16 protein-coding genes, 6 tRNA genes and 1 pseudogene are annotated in these 19,006 nt (G+C 71.4%); 10 read left to right on the top strand and 13 right to left on the bottom strand.

The features are described from left to right. Positions 1-30: 30 nt before the first annotated feature. The 5 genes from ACWDAK_RS06580 to pgsA form a co-directional block, all read right to left on the bottom strand. Complete coding sequence (locus ACWDAK_RS06580) at positions 31-576, bottom strand: hypothetical protein (protein ID WP_344637162.1); 546 nt, start codon at positions 574-576, stop codon at positions 31-33. Positions 577-587: 11 nt separating this feature from the next. Then, positions 588-944 carry an isomerase gene (locus ACWDAK_RS06575; protein ID WP_344637161.1) on the bottom strand — a complete coding sequence of 119 codons (357 nt, stop codon included), beginning with the start codon at positions 942-944 and terminating at the stop codon, positions 588-590. Between the two features lie 80 nt (positions 945-1,024). After that, positions 1,025-2,206: a glycosyltransferase family 4 protein gene (locus ACWDAK_RS06570; RefSeq protein ID WP_427395337.1), complete on the bottom strand. Its 1,182-nt coding sequence runs from the start codon at positions 2,204-2,206 to the stop codon at positions 1,025-1,027. A 10-nt stretch (positions 2,207-2,216) separates the two neighbouring features. Next, complete coding sequence (locus tag ACWDAK_RS06565; RefSeq protein ID WP_344637159.1) at positions 2,217-3,146, bottom strand: phosphatidylinositol mannoside acyltransferase; 930 nt, start codon at positions 3,144-3,146, stop codon at positions 2,217-2,219. After that, positions 3,143-3,790 (bottom strand): phosphatidylinositol phosphate synthase, encoded by a 648-nt coding sequence (gene pgsA / locus ACWDAK_RS06560; protein WP_344637158.1) that lies wholly within the window; start codon positions 3,788-3,790, stop codon positions 3,143-3,145. The genes ACWDAK_RS06565 and pgsA overlap by 4 nt, the downstream gene beginning before the upstream one ends. 221 nt (positions 3,791-4,011) lie before the next feature. Between pgsA and ACWDAK_RS06555 the strand changes: the two genes are divergently transcribed. Further along, entirely contained in the window at positions 4,012-6,057 is a 2,046-nt protein-coding gene (locus ACWDAK_RS06555) for an elongation factor G-like protein EF-G2 (protein ID WP_344637157.1), read from the top strand. 184 nt (positions 6,058-6,241) lie between these two features. Here the strand turns inward: ACWDAK_RS06555 and ACWDAK_RS06550 are convergent, their stop codons facing one another. Beyond that, positions 6,242-6,676 (bottom strand): thiol-disulfide oxidoreductase DCC family protein, encoded by a 435-nt coding sequence (locus ACWDAK_RS06550; protein WP_344637156.1) that lies wholly within the window; start codon positions 6,674-6,676, stop codon positions 6,242-6,244. Positions 6,677-6,856: 180 nt separating this feature from the next. Between ACWDAK_RS06550 and ACWDAK_RS06545 the strand changes: the two genes are divergently transcribed. Next, positions 6,857-8,497, top strand: coding sequence for a hypothetical protein (locus ACWDAK_RS06545; RefSeq protein WP_427395336.1), 1,641 nt, complete (start codon positions 6,857-6,859; stop codon positions 8,495-8,497). Between the two features lie 75 nt (positions 8,498-8,572). On the opposite strand, the gene ACWDAK_RS06540 is transcribed toward ACWDAK_RS06545, so the two are convergent. Next, positions 8,573-9,133 (bottom strand): HIT family protein, encoded by a 561-nt coding sequence (locus ACWDAK_RS06540; RefSeq protein ID WP_344637154.1) that lies wholly within the window; start codon positions 9,131-9,133, stop codon positions 8,573-8,575. Positions 9,134-9,219: 86 nt separating this feature from the next. Continuing rightward, the gene (gene thrS, locus ACWDAK_RS06535) at positions 9,220-11,199 is read right to left on the bottom strand and encodes a threonine--tRNA ligase (protein WP_344637153.1); all 1,980 of its coding nucleotides are present in this window, start codon (positions 11,197-11,199) and stop codon (positions 9,220-9,222) included. A gap of 279 nt (positions 11,200-11,478) precedes the next feature. On the opposite strand from thrS, the gene ACWDAK_RS06530 reads away from it, so the two are divergent. Further along, entirely contained in the window at positions 11,479-12,252 is a 774-nt protein-coding gene (locus tag ACWDAK_RS06530) for an exonuclease domain-containing protein (protein ID WP_427395335.1), read from the top strand. Between the two features lie 60 nt (positions 12,253-12,312). Here ACWDAK_RS06530 and ACWDAK_RS06525 read toward each other — a convergent pair. Together ACWDAK_RS06525 and ACWDAK_RS06520 are read right to left on the bottom strand one after the other, a co-directional pair. Then, positions 12,313-12,384: transfer RNA gene (locus ACWDAK_RS06525), tRNA-Val, on the bottom strand. Positions 12,385-12,599: 215 nt separating this feature from the next. After that, positions 12,600-12,671, bottom strand: a tRNA-Val gene (locus tag ACWDAK_RS06520). 467 nt (positions 12,672-13,138) lie between these two features. On the opposite strand from ACWDAK_RS06520, the gene ACWDAK_RS06515 reads away from it, so the two are divergent. The 3 genes from ACWDAK_RS06515 (at position 13,139) to ACWDAK_RS06505 (ending at position 15,114) form a co-directional block, all read left to right on the top strand. Then, positions 13,139-13,552: an SsgA family sporulation/cell division regulator gene (locus tag ACWDAK_RS06515; RefSeq protein ID WP_030056266.1), complete on the top strand. Its 414-nt coding sequence runs from the start codon at positions 13,139-13,141 to the stop codon at positions 13,550-13,552. 425 nt (positions 13,553-13,977) lie between these two features. Next, the gene (locus ACWDAK_RS06510; protein ID WP_344637151.1) at positions 13,978-14,547 is read left to right on the top strand and encodes a CGNR zinc finger domain-containing protein; all 570 of its coding nucleotides are present in this window, start codon (positions 13,978-13,980) and stop codon (positions 14,545-14,547) included. Positions 14,548-14,610: 63 nt separating this feature from the next. After that, the gene (locus ACWDAK_RS06505; protein ID WP_427395334.1) at positions 14,611-15,114 is read left to right on the top strand and encodes a DsbA family protein; all 504 of its coding nucleotides are present in this window, start codon (positions 14,611-14,613) and stop codon (positions 15,112-15,114) included. A gap of 80 nt (positions 15,115-15,194) precedes the next feature. On the opposite strand, the gene ACWDAK_RS06500 is transcribed toward ACWDAK_RS06505, so the two are convergent. The 3 genes and pseudogenes from ACWDAK_RS06500 to ACWDAK_RS06490 form a co-directional block, all read right to left on the bottom strand. Beyond that, the gene (locus tag ACWDAK_RS06500; protein ID WP_344637149.1) at positions 15,195-16,040 is read right to left on the bottom strand and encodes a GNAT family N-acetyltransferase; all 846 of its coding nucleotides are present in this window, start codon (positions 16,038-16,040) and stop codon (positions 15,195-15,197) included. Between the two features lie 200 nt (positions 16,041-16,240). Beyond that, positions 16,241-17,069: pseudogene (locus ACWDAK_RS06495) on the bottom strand (aminotransferase class IV). A 27-nt stretch (positions 17,070-17,096) separates the two neighbouring features. Further along, complete coding sequence (locus ACWDAK_RS06490) at positions 17,097-18,152, bottom strand: chorismate-binding protein (RefSeq protein WP_427395333.1); 1,056 nt, start codon at positions 18,150-18,152, stop codon at positions 17,097-17,099. A gap of 344 nt (positions 18,153-18,496) precedes the next feature. On the opposite strand from ACWDAK_RS06490, the gene ACWDAK_RS06485 reads away from it, so the two are divergent. The 4 genes from ACWDAK_RS06485 (at position 18,497) to ACWDAK_RS06470 (ending at position 18,904) form a co-directional block, all read left to right on the top strand. After that, positions 18,497-18,569: transfer RNA gene (locus tag ACWDAK_RS06485), tRNA-Gly, on the top strand. 38 nt (positions 18,570-18,607) lie between these two features. Beyond that, a tRNA-Cys gene (locus ACWDAK_RS06480) sits at positions 18,608-18,681 on the top strand. A gap of 33 nt (positions 18,682-18,714) precedes the next feature. Next, positions 18,715-18,786: transfer RNA gene (locus ACWDAK_RS06475), tRNA-Val, on the top strand. A gap of 46 nt (positions 18,787-18,832) precedes the next feature. After that, positions 18,833-18,904, top strand: a tRNA-Val gene (locus ACWDAK_RS06470). Positions 18,905-19,006: the final 102 nt, after the last annotated feature.

Genomic DNA, 19,006 nt, shown 5'->3' with positions numbered 1-19,006 from the left:
TCGGGATACGACAAACAGGCTGTAACGCGCTCACGCGGGAGCACCCTGGGGCGTGAGCGCCGCGGGGGGTTCGTCGTCCATCTCGAAGGCGAGCGGGAAGGGCGCCCGACCGGCCAGCCGGAAATAGCGCACCAGACGGTGCTCGCGCACCGCCCGCGCAGCCCGGACCGCGTCGTTGTGGAACCGCCGCGCCATCGGCACCCGGCGCACCGCCGCTGTGAGGTCCCTCACAACTTCTTCACCACCCGGAACCGCCAGCAGCGCCGCCACCTGTTCCGGGTCGGCGAACACCGCGCGCAGCGCCAGGCTCAGCTCGCTCTCCGCCACCTCCCGGTGCTCGTCCTCGGCCTGCCGGGCGGCGTGCGAGGCCTCGTACAGCAGGATCGAGGCGGCCGGGTCGAGCAGCGAGGAGGTGGCCAGCTCAAGCGCGACGGAGGCCCGCCGGACGAGCTGCGCGTCCAGCGAGGCCCGGGCCGCGTCGATCCGGGCGTGGAGGCGGTCGAGCCGGCCCGCCGTCCAGCTCAGGTAGACGGCGAACAGCACGAGAGCCGCGGCGGCCCAGATCCACGTAGTCACGGAGCAGAACGCTACAGGGCACTCTTCCGGTAGAAGTCCCGGTCCATCTCCAGCACGTTCACCGCGAGGTGCGCCCGCACCCCGGAGGCCGGCCGCACCGAACGCTCCAGCAGGCTCAGCAGTTCCTCGGCCAACTCGGTCCTCAGCTCACGACTGCGACCCGAGAGGAGCTTGATCTCCAGGTACACCGTCGCGGCCCGCGGCAGCCCGCCGTGGCCGACGTGGAAGTCCTCGGCCTTGCGGAAGACCGTCTTGCAGTCGTCCACGGGCGAGGAGATCAGCGCGGCGACCCGCGAGTGCAGATCGCGGACGAACGCCGGCCGGTCGAAGGCGACGCCCTCGGAGTAGTCGATGGATATCTGCGGCATCTCGGGCCCCCGGGGTTGGTCGACGCACCGTCAGGCCAACCCTAGTTGGCCCGTCGATCCAGGTTCCCCCGGCCGGCCGGTCAGTCCCTGGTCAGCTTCAGCCGGCCGCGCCACCCGGTCCGCTCGTCCTCGGCCACCGGCGGCATGCCGTCGGTGACCGTCTCGTACACCGAGAGGATCTCCGCGCCGACGGTCGACCAGTCGAACCGCCGCACATGTCGGGAGGCCGCCCGGCGCAGTCCGGCCAGCCGGTCCGGGTCGCCCAGCAGCCGCAGCGCGGCGTCGGCGAGGGCCGCCGGGTCCTCGACCGGGAACAGCTCGCCGGCGTCACCGCCGTCCAGCACCTGCCGGAACGCGTCCAGGTCGCTGGCCAGCACCGGGGCGCCCGCCGACATCGCCTCGACCAGAATGATGCCGAAGCTCTCGCCGCCGGTGTTCGGCGCCACGTACAGGTCGACGCTGCGCAGCAACCGGGCCTTCTCCCGGTCGCTGACCATGCCGAGGAACTCCACCTGCCGCCGCACCTCAGGCGCCAGGCCAGCCACCGCCTCCTCCTCGTCGCCCTTGCCGGCCACCAGCAGCCGGACGCCCGGGCGCTCGGCGAGGATCTTGGGCAGTGCGGCGAGCAGGCTCGGCAGGCCCTTGCGGGGCTCGTTGATCCGGCCGATGAAGCCGATCGTGCCGGGCTTGCCGTCGGCCGCCCCGCCCTGCCAACGCGGGTCGGGCTCGGCCTCGGCGAAGAACCGCACGTCCACGCCGTTGGGGATCACCACCGCGTCGCCACCGAGGTGTTCCACCAGAGTGCGCCGGGCGTACTCGCTGACCGCGATCCGGGCGCTCATCTTCTCCAGGCCCGGCTGGAGGATCGGCGAGGCCGCGATCATCGCGCGGGACCGCGGGTTGGAGGTGTGGAAGGTGCCCACCATCGGCCCCGAGGCGGACCAGGCTGCCAGCATCGACAGGCTGGGAGAGGAGGGCTCGTGGACGTGCAGGATGTCGAACCGGCCCTCGTTCAGCCAGCGCCTCACCCGGGCGGCGGAGAGGATGCCGAAGCTGAGCCGGGCCACCGAGCCGTTGTAGGGCACCGCGACGGCCCGACCGGCCGAGACCACGTACGGCGGCAGCGCCGACTCGTCCTCGGCCGGCGCGAGTACGGAGACCTGGTGGCCGAGGCCGATCAGGTGCTCCGCGAGGTCGCGGATGTGGAACTGCACCCCGCCGGGGACGTCCCAGTCGTACGGGCAGACGATTCCGATCTTCATCGCGGCCCCCTCAGGCGGTACGGCGTGGGCCCAGGTCGGCCAGCCAGAACTTCTGCAGCATGTGCCAGTCCTCCGAGTGCTCGCGGATCCCGTCCGCCCACACGTCGGCGAGTGCCTGGGTCATCGCCAGGACCTTGGACTGCTGGTCGCCCTCCTCGGGCACCGGCAGCTCGGGGTGGATCTCGACCCGCATCACCGGACCGTCGTACCAGAGCGTGGCCGGGACCAGCGCCGCCCCCGTCCGCACGGCCAGCGCGGCCGGGCCCGCCGGGACCTTGGTCTGCTCGCCGAAGAACTCCACCGGGATGCCGGCGTCCGACAGGTCGCGGTCGCCGACCAGGCAGACCAGCCTTCCCGCCCGCAGCCGGCGGGCCAGCGTGCCGATCACCGAACCCCCGCCGCCGGTCAGCGGCAGCACCTCCATGCCCAGGCTCTCGCGGTACGCGACGAAGCGGTCGAACAGCGACTCCGGCTTGAGCCGCTCGGCGACCGTGGTGAACGGGTGCCCCTGGCCGACGATCCACGCCCCGGCCAGGTCCCAGTTGGCCATGTGCGGCAGCGCCGCCACCACACCGCGCCCGGCCTCCATCGGACCGGTCAGGTTCTCCAGCCCCTTGGCCTGCACGACTTCCGAGATCCGCGCCCGGCTCCAGGTGGGCAGCCGGAATGCCTCCAGCCAGTACCGCAGATAGGAGCGCATCCCCGCCCGGGACAGCTCGCGCAGCCGCTCCTCGCCCGCCCCCGGGTGCACCCGGGAGAGGTTGCGTTCCAGCTGGCGCACGCCCTTGCCGCGCTTGCGCCAGGTGAAGTCCGCCAGCTGGTCGAACAGGCCGCGCGCGACCGGCTCCGGCAGGTGCTTCAGCACCGACCAGCCCAGCGCGTAGGCACCGTCCACCAGCCGTTCCCTGAGCGCCGGAGCGCTCGGCACCGGGGCGCTCACAGCACCTCCCGCGACTCGACGGCCTCCAGCGCCTCCCGGCGCACGGTCAGCATCCGCTGCAGCACCGTCACCAGGCTGCCCAGCGCGACCAGCCACAGCGCCAGCGGCAGCAGCGGCTCCACATACGGCACCCCGAAGGTGTGCAGGCCGGCCACACCCGCCGCGACCAGGCTTATCACCAACCGCTCGGCCCGCTCGACCAGCCCCGACACGTTGCACGGCAGCCCCAGGCTCTCCGCCCGGGCCTTGGTGTACGAGACCACCTGGCCGCTCGCCAGGCAGAGCACCGAGATCGCGCAGAGCAGGTCGTTGTCTCCCTTGCCCGCGTACCAGAGCGCCAGCCCGCCGAAGATCGCCGCATCGGCGACCCGGTCCAGCGTCGAGTCCAGGAACGCGCCCCACTTGCTCGACCTGCCCGCCTGGCGGGCCATGTTGCCGTCCACCAGGTCGGAGAAGATGAAGAGCGTGATCGTGATGGTGCCCCAGAAGAACTCGCCCCGGGGGAAGAACACCAGCGCACCGGCGACCGAGCCGGCCGTACCGATCAGCGTCACCGCGTCCGGGCTCACCCCCCAGCGCAGCAGCAGCGCCGCGAACGGCGTCAGGACACGTGTGAAGAAGGCACGTGCGTACTTGTTGAGCATGGCCTTCCAAACCGCCCTGGTCTCACCTATCCGCCCTCGGCCCCAGTGGTCGACCGGCGGCCGAGCGGAACGACCCACCCGGCCCGACAATGGTATCCAGGCCGCTCGTACCGCTTGGCCGCCCCATACCCCGCGAGCCGGTCCCGGCCCAAACCGGCCGCCACTCAGGGCACTTCCCCGCATACGGGACGTAACTGCCGCCCCCGCGAAGGAGGCACGCCATGGCCGACCGAGGAACCCCTCACGCGCCCGCACCCACCGTCGAGCGGCCCGCGCAACTGCGCAACGTGGCCCTGATCGGCCCCAGCGGCGCAGGGAAGACCACCCTCGCCGAATCCCTCGCCCTCACCGCGGGCGCCCTCACCCGGGCGGGCACCGTCCCCGACGGCACCACCGCCGCCGACTACGAGGAGATCGAGCACCAGCAGCAGCGCTCGGTCCAGCTCGCGCTGCTCCCGCTCAGCTGGCGCGACACCAAGATCAACCTGCTGGACACCCCCGGCTACGCCGACTTCGCCGGCGACCTGCGGGCCGGACTGCGCGCCGCCGAGTCCGCCGTCCTGGTCCTCTCCGCCGCCGACCCGATCCCGCTGCCCGCCCTCACCCTCTGGCGCGAGTGCCGCGCCACCGGGCTGCCCACCGTGATCGTCCTCACCCACCTCACCGCGGGCCGGGGCAGCTTCGAGGAGGCCCTGGTCGCCTGCCAGGAGGCCTTCGGCGAGGGCCACCCCGACACCGTCCTGCCCATCCACCTGCCGATCCTGCGCGACGGCCACCCGTACGGCTCACTCGAACTCCTCACCGGGCGCCGCTACGGCGAGAGCGGCGAGGTACCCGGCGCCGACGAGGCCCGCGGCCGCCTGGTCGAGGCCATCGCCGGCGAGGACGACACCCTGCTGGAGCGCTACGTGGCCGGCGAGGACCTCGACCCCGCCTCGCTCACCGAGGCGCTGCGCCGCGAAGTCCTCCAGGGCACCGTGCACCCCGTACTCGCCGCCGCACCCCCGCTCGACCCGGCCGGCCCCGCCGTCGGCGCCGCCGAACTCCTCGACCTGATCACCGAGATCCTCCCCACCCCCGAGGAACGCCGGGACGACCTGCCGTCCTCCGATCCCGACGCCCCCGTCACCGTCCAGGTCGTCCACACCGGCGAGGACCCGTACGTCGGCCGCCTCAGCCTGGTCCGGGTCTACTCCGGCACCCTGCGCCCCGACACCACCCTGCACCTGGCCGACCACCCCGACGAACGCGTCACCGCCCTCACCTCCCCCTTCGGCAAGCAGCAGCGACCGGTCCCCTACGCCCTCCCCGGCGACCTGGTCTGCCTCGCCAAACTCGCCACCGCGCGCACCGGGGACACCCTCTCCGCCGGCCAACTCGTCCTCGAGCGCTGGCCGTTGCCCGAACCGCTGCTCCCTGTCGCGATCCGGGCCCACAGCAAGGGCGACGAGGACCGGCTCGCCCAGAGCCTCGCCCGGCTCACCGCCCAGGACCCGGCCCTGCGGGTGGAGCAGAACGCCGAAACCCACCAACTCGTGCTCTGGTGCACCGGCGAGGCCCACCAGGCCGTCGTCCTGGACCGCCTGCGCACCCGCTACGGCGTCAACCTCGACACCGTCGGGTACCAGGTCGCCCTGCGCGAGACCTTCGCCACCACCGCCAGCGGCCACGGACGGCACGTCAAACAGTCCGGCGGCCACGGCCAGTTCGCCATCTGCGACCTCACCGTCGAACCCCTGGCGCCCGGCAGCGGCTTCGAGTTCGTCGACAAGGTCGTCGGCGGCGCCGTGCCGCGCAACTTCATCCCCTCGGTGGAGAAGGGCGTACGCGCCCAACTCGCCCACGGCGTCAAGGCCGGCTACCCCATGGTCGACGTCCGGGTGACCCTCACCGACGGCAAGGCGCACTCGGTCGACTCCTCTGACGCCGCCTTCCAGACCGCCGGCGCCCTCGCACTGCGCGAGGCCGCCGCCCACGCCACCGTCCGACTGCTGGAACCCGTGGACGAGATCCAGGTCCTGCTGCCCGACGAGTACCAGGGCGCCGTCCTCACCGACCTCTCCGCCCGCCGCGGCCACGTGCTCGGCACCGAACCCGGCGGCCCCGGCCTCAGCCTGGTCCGCGCCGAAGTCCCCGAACTCGAACTCGCCCGCTATCCAGTCGAGTTGAGGTCCATCTCGCACGGCACCGGCCAGTTCTCGCGCAGCTACGTCCGGCACGCCCCGATGCCCGCCGCCCTTGCCGCCCGGTACGAGAACGGCTCGTGAAACCCGGCGGCGGTCAGCGTAAAGGGGCGGCGGGGATCAACGGACGGGGGCGCACAACGGCGTGCGGACCGGATGGCACAGCACCCCACTGATCCGCAGAAGCACCGGGGCGCAGCAGGCCCCGCCGAACGGCATCCGCTTCCGCCCTCGCGCCCCCATCCGTCAACCTCCCGCCCCGAAAGGCTCACCCGCGCTGCGGAAGCGCGCAGGCCGGCGTCCCACCGGGCATCCGGTGCCGGTTCCGCGCGACCAGCCGATAGACCACCCCCGCCAGCGGACGGACCGGCGGCAGAGCCAGCGCCCCGCCCAGGTACGCCCACACCCCGCCCGACCGCATCAGCAGCCGCGCGGCCGCCTGGGCCCCGCCGTAGACCTCCCCGCCGGGCGTCACCCAGAGGATCTCCCGCTCGGCCCGCTCCCAGGTCACCAGCCCCCGCCCACCGGCCCGCTCGTCCAACGCCGCCAGATCCGCGAACTGGAACGGCACCGCCTCCCACCCCCCGGCCGCCAGGCTCGCCCGCAGATAACGCTCGGCGGCGTTCTTGCAGGTCGTGCAGAACGCGCAGTCCCCGTCGAAGACGAGCACCGGATCCACCGCAACCACCTCAGCATCGGCCATGCCCCGATCCTCCCACCACCGGGACCAGCGGGACCCGCGGGGTCAAAGCGGGCCTGAAGTGGGCACCATAGCGAGAGGAGCCACGCCTGGCGAGATGTGACAGCGGTTCAGACGATGATCCGCGCAGCACGGCGGCGGCACGGTACCCTGCGGCTGACAAGGGGAGGAGGGGGCACCACCGTGACCAAGCTGGACATGACACCGGGCGCGCAGATACCCCGCACGGACGTCGGACCACAGACCGCAGTCACCCAGCTGCTCTCCTCGGCGGCCTACCGCGACAGCGACTTCCGCGACCTAGGGGAGAAGCTCGGCGCCAAGATCAAGGAGGGCAAGTTCGCCCTTTTCCGGCCAAGTCTCGGCGAGGCCTACAGCCGCGCCCTGATCGACCGGACCCTGGCCGCCAAGCGCAACCCGCTGGTCCCGTCCTTCGGTACCGACACCCGGATGGTGGTCGAGCACTGCCTCGCCGCCGAGGATCTCCGAGGCGCCAGGGACCGCAAGCTCACCCTGGTCACCCTGGTCAGCGGACTGCTCTTCCTGCCGGGCGCGCTGATCTGGCTGCTCGCCTTCCAGAGCCGGGCCTGGCTGAAGAAGCAGAACCCGGCCCGTGAGGGCTTCTACGGCACCGTCGCGCTGCTGGTCGCCGGTGGACTGGCCCTGCTCTTCGTGCTGCGGCCGCCGATGAGCGGGCTGCTCGCCCAGTACTTCCGGCTCATGATGGTGGCGCCCGTCGTCGGCTGGTTCGTCGCCAAGCGGATCGTCCTGCGCAGCACCGAGGACCTGCGCTCCCGCTGGGGAGCCCTGGTCGAGGGCAGCGCGATAGCCGCGACCGTCCCCAAGGCCGTCCCGCGCGACGACCTGGACAAGAAGGCCAGCACGCTCCGCGCCCAGCTGGAGCGGCTGACCGCCGAGCAGGACACCAACATCCAGCACTACGCCGGCTCCAGGGGCATCCTCGGCGCCGGAATGCGCTGGGGCGTCTGGGAGATGGTCGAGGACCTGCGTCCGGCCGAGGGCCAGGTCGACTTCCGGACCTTCCACCCGTGGGATCTCACCCGCCGCATCGCCGACCGCCTCGGCGGCCTCGGCCGCAGCGAGATCTCCGACGGCGGGATGAGGCACGTCGCCATCCAGCAGTGGGTCGTGGTGGACATTCCGGAGGGCGCCGACGAGATCGGCCGCCCGGGCGGCCCCGAGATGGACGGCTACCGGATGCGCGACTTCGGCATCCAGTCCATCGCCAACCGGCAGACCCTCGGCACCGACACCCGGCACCGGCTGGCCACCCAGCTCGTGCTGCACAACGGCCAGTTGGTGACCACCACGGTGATCGGCGTCACCGTGCTCAGCAACACCCTGCGGGTCTCGGTGGCCGGCTACGCCCTCGGCCCGCTCAACGGGCTCTTCGGCGCCAAGCCCAAGCCCAAGGAGATCTCGGTCGCCAAGACCGGCAAGTTCTGGGAGGAGAAGACGGTCGTCCTGCCCCTGGTGGACAACGACGAGGTGGTCCGGCAGGCCGTCCGGGCGCCGTTCATGAAGCTGCCCACCCTGCTCACCTGGCTGGGTGGCAAGATCGCCCTGCCGGAGCCGTTCTCGCTCCGGGCCGCCTGGGCCGACCGCACCTGGACCAGCCGCTTCAAGTCCGACGACGTGATCTACAGTGCCACCCCGGTGGTCAACGCGGTACTCGCCGCCACCGTCGACTTCCTGGAGGAGCACGACGTCAACGTCGCCCGCTTCACCAACCGGACGGGCATCCTCAAGTCCGAGATGCAGGGCGTGCGCCCCTTCAAGGCCGACGTCTACGACGCCGGCTGACCACGGCCGCACGCCGAAGGGCTCGTACCGGAACCTCCCGGTACGAGCCCTTCGGCCTTGCCCCGTCAGGTCCGCTCAGCCCTGCGGCCAGACCTCGGCGAGCATCTTGCGGGTGTCCGCCAGCAGCTGCGGCAGCACCTTGGTGTGCCCCACCACGGGCATGAAGTTGGTGTCCCCGCCCCAGCGCGGCACCACGTGCTGGTGCAGGTGCGCGGCGATCCCGGCACCGGCAGCGGCGCCCTGGTTCATCCCGATGTTGAAGCCGTGCGCCCCGGAGGCCGCGCGCAGCGCCGTCATCGCCCGCTTGGTGAACTCGGCGAGCTCGACCGTCTCCGCCTCGTCCAGGTCCGTGTAGTCGGCCACGTGCCGGTACGGGACGACCATCAAGTGCCCGCCGTTGTACGGGTAGAGGTTGAGCACCGCGAACACGGCGCTGCCCCGGGCGATGATCAGCCCGTCCTCGTCGCTCAGCGACGGGATCGAGCAGAACGGGCAACCGTCATCGGGAGCCGGTCCGGTGGGCTTGTTCTCACCCTGGATGTACGCCATCCGATGGGGGGTCCAAAGGCGCCGGAAGCCGTCCGGCTCACCCACGCCCTGCTGCAGTTCCGGCTCACTCGTCATGCTGATCAGCATATTCTCCCGGGCAACCCCGCAAAGCCGTACGGGGCAGACTCATCAGAGCCTGCCCCGTACTAACCCCCGCTCACGCGGGGACCACGTCACACCTGGATACGGCGCTCCACCGCGTCGACGATCTCGGCGACGGCCTCGGCAACCGGCACCCCGTTCTTCTGCTCACCGTTGCGGTAGCGGAAGGAGACGGCACCGGCCTCGACGTCGTCGTTGCCCGCGATCAGCATGAACGGGATCTTGGCCTTCTGAGCGTTGCGGATCTTCTTCTGCATGCGGTCGTCCGAGGCGTCCACCTCGACCCGGATGCCGTGCTTCTTCAGCTCGGCCGCGACCTCCCGCAGGTACGGCACGTGCTCGTCGGTGATCGGGATGCCGACCACGGTGACCGGGGCCAGCCACGGCGGCATGGCACCCGCGTAGTGCTCCAGCAACACCGCGAAGAACCGCTCGATCGAGCCGAACAGCGCACGGTGGATCATGACCGGACGCTGGCGGTTGCCGTCCGCGCCCTGGAACTCGAGGTCGAAGCGGTTCGGCAGCTGGAAGTCGACCTGGATGGTCGACATCTGCCAGGTGCGGCCGATGGCGTCGCGGGCCTGGACCGAGATCTTCGGTCCGTAGAAGGCCGCACCGGCCGGGTCGAGCACCAGCTCGAGGCCCTGCTTCTCGGCCGCGGCCCGCAGGGTCTCGGTGGCGATCTCCCAGTCCTCGAGGGCGCCGATGTACTTCTCCGGGTCGCGAGTCGACAGCTCCAGGTAGAAGTCGGTCAGACCGTAGTCGCGCAGCAGGTCCAGCACGAAGGTGAGCAGCGAGTCCAGCTCGTCGTGCATCTGCTCGTGGGTGCAGTAGATGTGCGCGTCGTCCTGGGTGAAGCCCCGGGCGCGGGTCAGACCGTGCACCACACCCGACTTCTCGTACCGGTAGACCGTACCGAACTCGAAGAGCCGCAGCGGCAGTTCGCGGTACGACCGACCGCGCGAGCGGTAGATCAGGTTGTGCATCGGGCAGTTCATCGGCTTGAGGTAGTAGTCGTGCTCGCCGTCGAGCTGCATGGGCGGGTACATGCCGTCGGCGTACCAGTCCAGGTGGCCGGAGAGCTCGAACAGGGTGCCCTTGGTGGCGTGCGGGGTGTAGACGAACTCGTAGCCCGCCTCCTCGTGCCGCTTGCGCGAGTAGTCCTCCATGACCCGGCGCATGATGCCGCCCTTGGGGTGGAAGACGGCCAGGCCCGAACCGATCTCCTCCGGGATGGAGAAGAGATCGAGCTCGGTGCCGAGCTTGCGGTGGTCGCGCTTGGCGGCCTCCTCGAGGAAGTCGAGGTGCGCCTTCAGCTCGTCCTTCGTCGGCCACGCGGTGCCGTAGATGCGCTGCAACTGGTTGTTCTTCTCGCTGCCGCGCCAGTACGCGGCGGCCGAGCGCATCAGCTTGAACGCCGGGATGTTCCGGGTGGTGGGCAGGTGCGGGCCACGGCAGAGGTCGCCCCAGCACCGATCTCCGGTCTTGGCGTCCAGGTTGTCGTAGATGCTCAGCTCGCCGGCGCCGACCTCGACGCTGGCACCCTCGCCGGCGGTGGCGGCGGAGCCCTTGAGGCCGATCAGCTCCAGCTTGTACGGCTCACCGGCCAGCTCCTCGCGGGCGGCCTCGTCGGTGACCACACGGCGGGAGAACCTCTGCCCGCGCTTGATGATCTCCTGCATCTTCTTCTCGATGACCTTGAGGTCATCGGGGTGGAAGGGCTTCTCGACGTCGAAGTCGTAGTAGAAGCCGTCCTTGATCGGCGGGCCGATGCCCAGCTTGGCCTCGGGGAAGATCTCCTGCACGGCCTGCGCCATCACGTGTGCGGTGGAGTGCCGCAGGATGTCGAGGCCGTCCTTGCTGGAGATCGCGACCGGCTCGACCTCCTCGCCGTCCTGGACGACGTACGCGAGGTCCTTGAGCTGGCCCGCGACCCGGGCGGCGATGATCGAGCGGTCGTCGGCGAACAGATCGGCGGCCGTAGTGCCCGTGGTCACCACGCGCTCTTCCCGATCGGGTTCGCGGTTGATGATTACCCGGACTTCCGTCACCGGTCTCTCCTGACATCCCTGTGCCGCAGCACTCTGCTGCGCGTGTCGATGGTACCGAGCCCGGCCACCCGACCGCGTACCCGTCCACCCGCCGATGGTCGACCACGTTCCGTGTCCGTTCGGCCACGGATCCCGAGAAACCTTCCCGCGGGCTTGCCGCCGGGCGGTTGAGGGTGCGTCAACTGCGGTATCACCAGGACAGAAACGCCGCCGCGCCCGGCGCGCCACCGGTCCTCGGTGGCGCGCCGGGCCACGCCCAGTGGCACCTGAGGGGCAGTCATGCAGCATTCTCAGCGCTGGTACGAGGGGCCGCTGGGCTCTTTCGACACCGAGACCACCGGCGTGGACGTCGAGACCGACCGCATCGTCTCGGCCGCCCTGGTGCTCCAGTCCTCCCCCGGCACAGCCGCCCGGACGGTGTCCTGGCTCGCCGATCCGGGCATACCGATCCCCGACGGCGCCCGCGCGGTACACGGGATAACCGACGCGCAGGTCCGCGCCCACGGCCGGCCTCCGCGCACGGTCGTCGCCGAGATCGCCCGCGCGCTCGGCGAACAGGCCAGGGCCGGCGTCCCCCTGGTGGTGATGAACGCCCCGTACGACCTGACGCTGCTCGACCGCGAACTGCGCCGCCACCGCGAGATCTCACTGGCCGACTCCCTGGGCGACGCCGAGCTGCTGGTGCTCGACCCCCGGGTGCTGGACCGCTACGTGGACCGCTACCGCAAGGGCCGCCGCACCCTCAGCGATCTCTGCGCCCACTACGGCGTCACCCTGACCGGCGCCCACGACGCCGCCGCCGACGCGGCCGCCGCCCTCGACCTCGTCCGCGCCCTCGGCTCCCGCTACGCCAGCCCGCTGGGCACGCTCTCCGCCGCCGAACTGCATCTGCGCCAACGGAGCTGGTACGCGGCCCAGGCCCGGGGACTGCAGAACTGGTTCGACCGCTCGGGCAGCACCGAACGCGTGGACTTCCACTGGCCGCTGCGCCCGGCCCGCTGCGGCTGCGGCCGCCGCCTCTCGTCGAACCACCGTTGCGAGGCCGCGGCCTGAATTCGCCGGAGACGACTCAGGCCCCGACCGGACTCCCGGTCAGGGCCTGAGTGTTGACGGTGGGCGATACTGGGATCGAACCAGTGACCCCTTCGGTGTGAACGAAGTGCTCTCCCGCTGAGCTAATCGCCCGTGGCAACGAGAAGAACTCTAGCACCACTTGGCTTCGGCTGCACAATCCGGCTCCGTACGGCCCGCGCCGACAGCCCCCCAGTTCCCTCCGGCCACAAGGATGCTGATAGTGAATCAGCTCACCCTTCAACAAGAAGCAGGCCAGCGGGAATGCAAAAAGATGTCGGGCCCCGACCATTTCCTGGTCGGGGCCCGACATCTGTGGTGCATTCCGGTGGGCGATACTGGGATCGAACCAGTGACCCCTTCGGTGTGAACGAAGTGCTCTCCCGCTGAGCTAATCGCCCGGGCACAGAAAGAACATTACCGCATCCGGACGGGTGCTCCGAACCACCCCCCTCGCACCGCCCCTGCCGGACCGGCCGACCGAGGCGGCCCCGGCCCGGGTCACCCCCGGGGCCCGGTCATCAGCAGGTCACCGCGGCAAGCCGACCGGGCGCCCCCTCTGCCCCCTCCCCCGACCCTCCGGATCCGCCCCCGCACTCAGCCCCGTCCCGCCCGCCGGGCCGAGCCGTCGGCCGGACCGGATTGTCGCTTCGCACAACCATGCGGCGGCCATCCGGCGAAAACCACCAGGCGTTGCCAAGCGCCCGGGCCCGCCGGGAGAGCCACCACGTTTCCGCAATGCGCCGGAAGGGGTACGACTCGCAGCTGAATCGGGACAGACGGGTTTACACCGGGCTTTCAGGTGGGATGGTCCGTTCGCCGACGTGCGATTCCCCGAGCGCACACTGAGCGAAAGGCCCTGGCGCTTATGAACACCACGGTCAGCTGTGAGCTGCACCTGCGCCTCATCGTGTCGAGCGAGTCGTCACTGCCCGTCCCCGCGGGCCTGCGCTACGACACTGCCGACCCCTATGCCGTGCATGCGACCTTCCACACCGGTGCCGACGAGACCGTGGAGTGGGTGTTCGCCCGTGATCTTCTTGCGGAGGGGCTCCATCGACCCACCGGGACCGGCGACGTCCGGGTGTGGCCCTCGCGCAGCCATGGACAGGGTGTGGTCTGCATCGCCCTGAGTTCTCCGGAGGGAGAGGCCCTGCTGGAGGCCCCGGCCCGGGCGCTTGAGTCCTTCCTCAAGCGGACCGACGCCGCCGTGCCGCCCGGCACCGAACACCGCCATTTCGATCTCGATCGAGAGCTGTCCCACATCCTCGCCGAGAGCTGACCGCCTCGGCGGTGGGGCCGTTACCCGACAGCGTCCGTCCTACTCGGGGGCACGGTCGCACTGTTCGCCGCCCACCAAGCGGCCTCGGGGCTCGTCCCGGTCACTCCACGGAGCGGCCGGCCCGACCTGTATCGGCGACGACGGAGGCGCCCGGCCACCGGTGCCGGTCATCCATGCGCGGATGACCGCTCACCAGGCCGGGCGCTTTCGTCACGACCCAGCGCGGTCCGTACACCATCCGTCCCGGTCCGTCCGTACGGCACCGCCCCTATCCGATCCGGCAGCCTCGCGGGCGGCGCGCCGCACCCGGCCGCGGCGCCCCGGCAGCCGCGGACCTACGCCGTTCGGACAGCCCCGCCCGGTAGAGTCACGGGTGATGACCGACGCGGGAGGCCGGGGCCGCCCGCCGCGCGAGGAGTCCTCACGTGCTGATCACCCATGACACCGAGTGCTCGCTGAGCGTTCTGGTGGAGCTGCTCAACACCTCCCACGAGGCGTGTGGCAGCGAGCAGCTCCCGGATGTCGCCGCGCTCAGCGCCTTCGTGGTGCGCCAGGACATCAGCGAGGTCGACTCGCTCTCGCCCGCCGACCTGGCTGCCGTGCACCGCCTGCGGTCGCGGCTGCGCGAGGTGTTCTCCGCCGGTTCCACCGAGGAGGCGGCCGAGCTGGTGAACGCGGTGGTGGCCGCCGCCGGGACCACGCCCCGGCTCACCAACCACGACCAGCACGACTGGCACATCCACTACTTCGCCCCGCACGCGGCGATCGGTGACCACCTGGCGGCCGAACTCGGCATGGCGCTGGCCTTCATCGTGATGGCCGGGGAGCGCGAGCGGCTGCGCCGCTGCGAGGCCCCCGACTGCGCCCGGGTCTTCGTGGACCTCTCGCGCAACCGCTCCCGCCGCTACTGCGACAGCCGTACTTGCGGCAACCGGCTGCACGTGGCGGCGTACCGCGCGCGGCAGCGGTCGGCGGAGACCGTACCGACCGGCTGAGCACCGTCGGGCGGCGCCTGCCGGGGATCGGGCGGACGGTGGGCCGGATGACAGACTGGGCCCATGATCGAAGGTTCTCTCCCCCGCCTCGAGTTCTGGTGCGAGCTCCAGTGCCCGGACTGCCGCGCCGCCCTGGACGACGTACGGGCACTGCGTGACCGGTACGGCGACGCGCTGCCCATCGAGCTGCGGCACTTCCCGCTGGAGAAGCACAAGCACGCGTACGCGGCGGCCCAGGCGGCCGAGGAGGCGTTCGCCCAGGGCAATGGGTGGCAGTACGTGACGGCGCTGCTGGCCCGGGTCGAGGAGCTGGACAAGGGCGGGGAGAAGCTGCTGGTGCAGGTCGCCGCCGAGGTCGGGCTGGATGCCGAGGAGGTCGACACCGCCCTGGTCGACGGCCGGCACACCTTGATCGTGGACGCCGACCAGGCGGAGGGGAAGGCGATCGGCGTCACCGGCACGCCGACGTACGTGATCGCCGGACAGCGTCTGGACGGCGGGAAGAGCCAGGACGGGCTGCTCGAGCGGATCGTCGCCATCATCGAGGAGCAGCGCGGCCGGGCCTGAGTCCCGCCGCTTCGTCGTCGCCCCGGGCCCGGTCACGTCTTCGGTGACCGGGCCCGCCGCCTTTCGCGGCCCTCCGGCCGTCAGAGCAGTGACTTGCCGAGGACGCGGTGGGTCACCCGGTAACCGAGCGAATCGTACAGACCGGTCGCGACGGTGTTGCTGCTGAAAACGTTGAGGCCCAGATCGCGGACTCCGGCGGCGAGGCACTCGCGCTCGGCCAGCAGCATCAGGGCCCGGCCGTAACCCCGGCCGCGCTGCTCCCTGTCCACCTCGACGGTCATCACCCAGGCCAGCGGGGCGCCGTTCGCAAGGACGCTCTGGCGCAGGGCCACCCAGAGGCTTCCGAGCGGGGTGCCCTCCGGGTCGTACAGGCGGCGCAGGGCGACGTCCGGGGTGGCCGGTCCCTGCGGCAGCAGGTGCTGGTGGTCGGTGTCCGACTTGGCCCGCGCCTGTTGCTCGGTGAGGCCCGAGGCGCCGAGGTCGTGCAGATAGCCGGCCTTGGCCCGGGCGAGCCAGTCGTCGAACTCGGCCTCGCCGATGGGCCGGGTGGTCAGGCCGGCGGCCGGCAGGTCCGGGGCCCGGTCGAGGTGTTTGGCCATGTTGCGCATCCGCTCGGTGTAGCCGAGGGCTTGGGCGAGGCGGATCGCGGCGGTCGCCTCGGTGGGGATCCGCACGTCCACCCTGCTGCAGTCCCAGCCGCGCAGCACCTCCTCGGCGGCGAGCGCGCCGACGGTACCCCGCCCGCGCCCGCGGCCGTCGGTCACCTCGAGCTCGGAGATCTCGCCCCACCACTGGGTGCCCCAGGGCAGGGCGGTGGTGCGAAGGCCTCCGACGGGGCGGCCGTTGACGCAGATCTGCCAGCGGCGGCTGCGGCCGCCGCCCGGTACGGGCTCCTCGGGGCGCTCGGGGCGCAGCGTGGTGGTCATGGGGGCTCCCTTCCCCGTTGCCGTGGCTCTCTACCCGGGCGTCTGCCGGCCCGGCCTGCCCCGGGTGTGCGGTGGAATCGCCGAGGGGCGTGTGGAGCTGCGTGGCGGGCCCGGTGTGGAGTGCGCGGTCGCTCGCCGGGTTCTGCGGTGCCGACGGTCCTGCCGTGTCGTCGTTGACCGGGGGCGGGGGCGCTGCCCGGTCACGGGTCGAGGTCGTCGGCGCTGCGTTCGGCGAACTGCGTCATGGCCTTGAGGGTGATCGGGCCCGGGGTGGGGGCGAGGTGGCGGTCGTCGACGCGGGTGACGGCCTGGACGTCGCGGGTGGTCGAGGTGAGGAAGACCTCCTCGGCCTGCCGGAGGACGTCGAAGGGGAGGTCGGCCTCTTGGGCGCCGGTCCAGTCGATGACCAGTCGGCGGGTGATCCCGGCGAGGCAGCCGGAGCTCAGCGCGGGGGTGAGCAGCCGGCCGTCCAGGACGACGAAGATGTTGGAGCCCCTCGCAGAGGTTTCCGGCGGTGTTGGCGAAGACCGCCTCGGAGGCGTCGTCCCGGTGTGCGGCGGCGAGGGCGACCACGTTCTCGGCGTAGGAGGTGGTCTTCAGGCCTGCGACGGCGCTGTGTTCGTTGCGGCGCCACGGCACGGTCCGGACCGCCGTGGTGTCGGGCCGCCGGGTGGCGCCGCCGAGGGCGACGACCAGGCTGGTGGGGCCGGTGCCGCGTTCGGAGCCGAGCGGGGAGATCCCGCCGGTGTAGGTGATCCGGATCCGGGCGAACGGCACGGGGTCGGCGTGCAGGACCTGTGCCACGGCCTCGCGGACCTGGTCATGATCGGGGTCGGGCAGGCCGAGGCCGCGGGCGGAACGGGTGAGCCGTTCCAGGTGGCGGGTGAGTGCGAAGGGGCTGCCGTCCACCGCCTTGACGGTCTCGAACACGCCGTCGCCGACGGTGAGTCCGTGGTCCAGGACGGAGATCACGGCATCGCCGCTCTCGGTCAGGGAGCCGTTCACCCAGATTCTGGTCGGACTCGGCATGACGGCAGCTCCTCGGGGCCGGCGGGGTCAGCAGGTACCGGTGCCCGACGCTATCCCGACCAGGCGGGCCGCCTTGAGTTCGGTCTCGTCCCATTCACGCTCGGGGTCGGAGCCCCAGGTGATCCCGGCGCCGGTACCGAACCTGAGGACGGGGTGGCCGCTGCTCCGGTCGAGCCAGAACGTCCGGATGCCGACGGCGAGTTCGGCTTCGTCCCGGTCCGCGTCGACCCAGCCGACCGCACCGCAGTACGGGCCGCGGGCGGCGGTCTCCAGGGCGTCGATGATCCGCAGTGCGCTGGACTTGGGGGCGCCGGTGACCGAGCCGGGCGGGAAGGTGGCGGCGAACAGCTCGGGCCAGCCGGCGTCCTCGCGGAGGGTGCCTTCCACGGTGGAGACCAGGTGCACCAGCCCCGGGTGCTTCTCGACCACGCAGAGGTCGGGGACGGTGACGGTGCCGGTGGCGCAGACCCGGCCGAGGTCGTTGCGGACCAGGTCCACGATCATCACGTTCTCGGCGTGGTCCTTTTCCAGCAGATCGTGCTCGGTGCGGCCGGTGCCCTTGATCGGCCCGGAGGAGACCGTGTGGCCGGTGCGGCGCAGATAGAGCTCCGGCGAGGCGGTGGCGATCTCGACGCCGTGTTCGGGGAGCCGGATCGTCCCCGCGTACGGGGCGGGGTTGCCGTGGGCGAGCAGGCCGGTGAGGGCGTCGATGTCGCTGCGGGCCGGGTCGGGCAGCGGCGCGGACAGCACGCGGCAGAGGTTGGCCTGGTACACCTCGCCCGCCGCGATGTGTTCGCGGATGCGGCGCACCCCGGCCGTGTAGGCGTCCCGATCGAGGGAGCTGTGCCAGCCGTCGGCCCCCGGGCCGAGCCAGCCCTCGGTGCGCGGTGGAGCCGGGTCGGGGCGGACGTCGTCGAAGCGGGCGCAGGTCAGCCGGCCCTCGAAGTCGTACGCGACGGCCCAGAACCCGCTGGAGTCGAGCGCGGCCGGGTCCGAGGTGACCTCGCGCAGTCCCGTCGCCAGGCGGCCGCCGAAGCGGGCCATCGGGGCGGCGGGATCGAGGGAGCTGGTGCGGCCGGACACGGTTCTCCTGCGCGGATCGGATGCTGTGCTGCCCGGGTGCGGGCACGGGGGCGGGTTTTGGGTCGGTGGCTGAAGTGTAGGTCGGCGGGGGCGGTCGGCGCGGTCCGCGGGAGGTCCGGCCGACCGCCGGCCTCCGTTCCGCCGCAGGTCATCCCGGAGGTGGTCGGCGAGCGCGGCACGCTCCGCCCTGGCGGGGCCTCGCCGGGCTGACGGAACACCATCTGCCTCCGCCCCGACGGCACGCTTCCGGAGGCGGAATTTGAGCTGGCCGAGGTTTCCGCTAAAGTTCAACACGTCGCCGGGACACGGAGCCGCAGGAAAGCGGTGAAGGGCCCGGGAGACAGGCGGACGTGGCTCAGTTGGTAGAGCATCACCTTGCCAAGGTGAGGGTCGCGAGTTCGAATCTCGTCGTCCGCTCGATGGAGAACAGGTAGGATCGTTCTCCTCAGTTGCCTGGTGGAGTGGCCGAGAGGCGAGGCAACGGCCTGCAAAGCCGTGTACACGGGTTCAAATCCCGTCTCCACCTCCAAGAGGTCCCCCTGGTTCGCCAGGGGACCTCCCCGCGCGATTAGCTCAGCGGGAGAGCACCACCTTGACACGGTGGGGGTCACTGGTTCAATCCCAGTATCGCGCACCTTCGGCTTCCCTTTTTGGGGCCTGGCGTAGCATCGCCTTACCGGGCGCGATTAGCTCAGCGGGAGAGCACCACCTTGACACGGTGGGGGTCACTGGTTCAATCCCAGTATCGCGCACTCGGATCCCTCGGGGTCTGACGCAGTACCGCCTCACCAGGCGCGATTAGCTCAGCGGGAGAGCACCACCTTGACACGGTGGGGGTCACTGGTTCAATCCCA

Source organism: Kitasatospora sp. NPDC001175, from assembly GCF_053598215.1.
Note: the sequence above shows the minus strand (reverse complement) of the source record. Positions and strands in the feature narration are given on the sequence as shown.

Bases quoted from the DNA above. Each gene is read 5' to 3' on its own strand.
- ACWDAK_RS06575 (WP_344637161.1), bottom strand. From the start codon at position 944: ATGCCGCAGATATCCATCGACTACTCCGAGGGCGTCGCCTTCGACCGG.
- ACWDAK_RS06570 (WP_427395337.1), bottom strand. From the start codon at position 2,206: ATGAAGATCGGAATCGTCTGCCCGTACGACTGGGACGTCCCCGGCGGG.
- pgsA (WP_344637158.1), bottom strand. From the start codon at position 3,790: ATGCTCAACAAGTACGCACGTGCCTTCTTCACACGTGTCCTGACGCCG.
- ACWDAK_RS06555 (WP_344637157.1), top strand. From the start codon at position 4,012: ATGGCCGACCGAGGAACCCCTCACGCGCCCGCACCCACCGTCGAGCGG.
- ACWDAK_RS06550 (WP_344637156.1), bottom strand. From the start codon at position 6,676: ATGGCCGATGCTGAGGTGGTTGCGGTGGATCCGGTGCTCGTCTTCGAC.
- ACWDAK_RS06540 (WP_344637154.1), bottom strand. From the start codon at position 9,133: ATGCTGATCAGCATGACGAGTGAGCCGGAACTGCAGCAGGGCGTGGGT.
- ACWDAK_RS06530 (WP_427395335.1), top strand. From the start codon at position 11,479: ATGCAGCATTCTCAGCGCTGGTACGAGGGGCCGCTGGGCTCTTTCGAC.
- ACWDAK_RS06515 (WP_030056266.1), top strand. From the start codon at position 13,139: ATGAACACCACGGTCAGCTGTGAGCTGCACCTGCGCCTCATCGTGTCG.
- ACWDAK_RS06505 (WP_427395334.1), top strand. From the start codon at position 14,611: ATGATCGAAGGTTCTCTCCCCCGCCTCGAGTTCTGGTGCGAGCTCCAG.
- ACWDAK_RS06500 (WP_344637149.1), bottom strand. From the start codon at position 16,040: ATGACCACCACGCTGCGCCCCGAGCGCCCCGAGGAGCCCGTACCGGGC.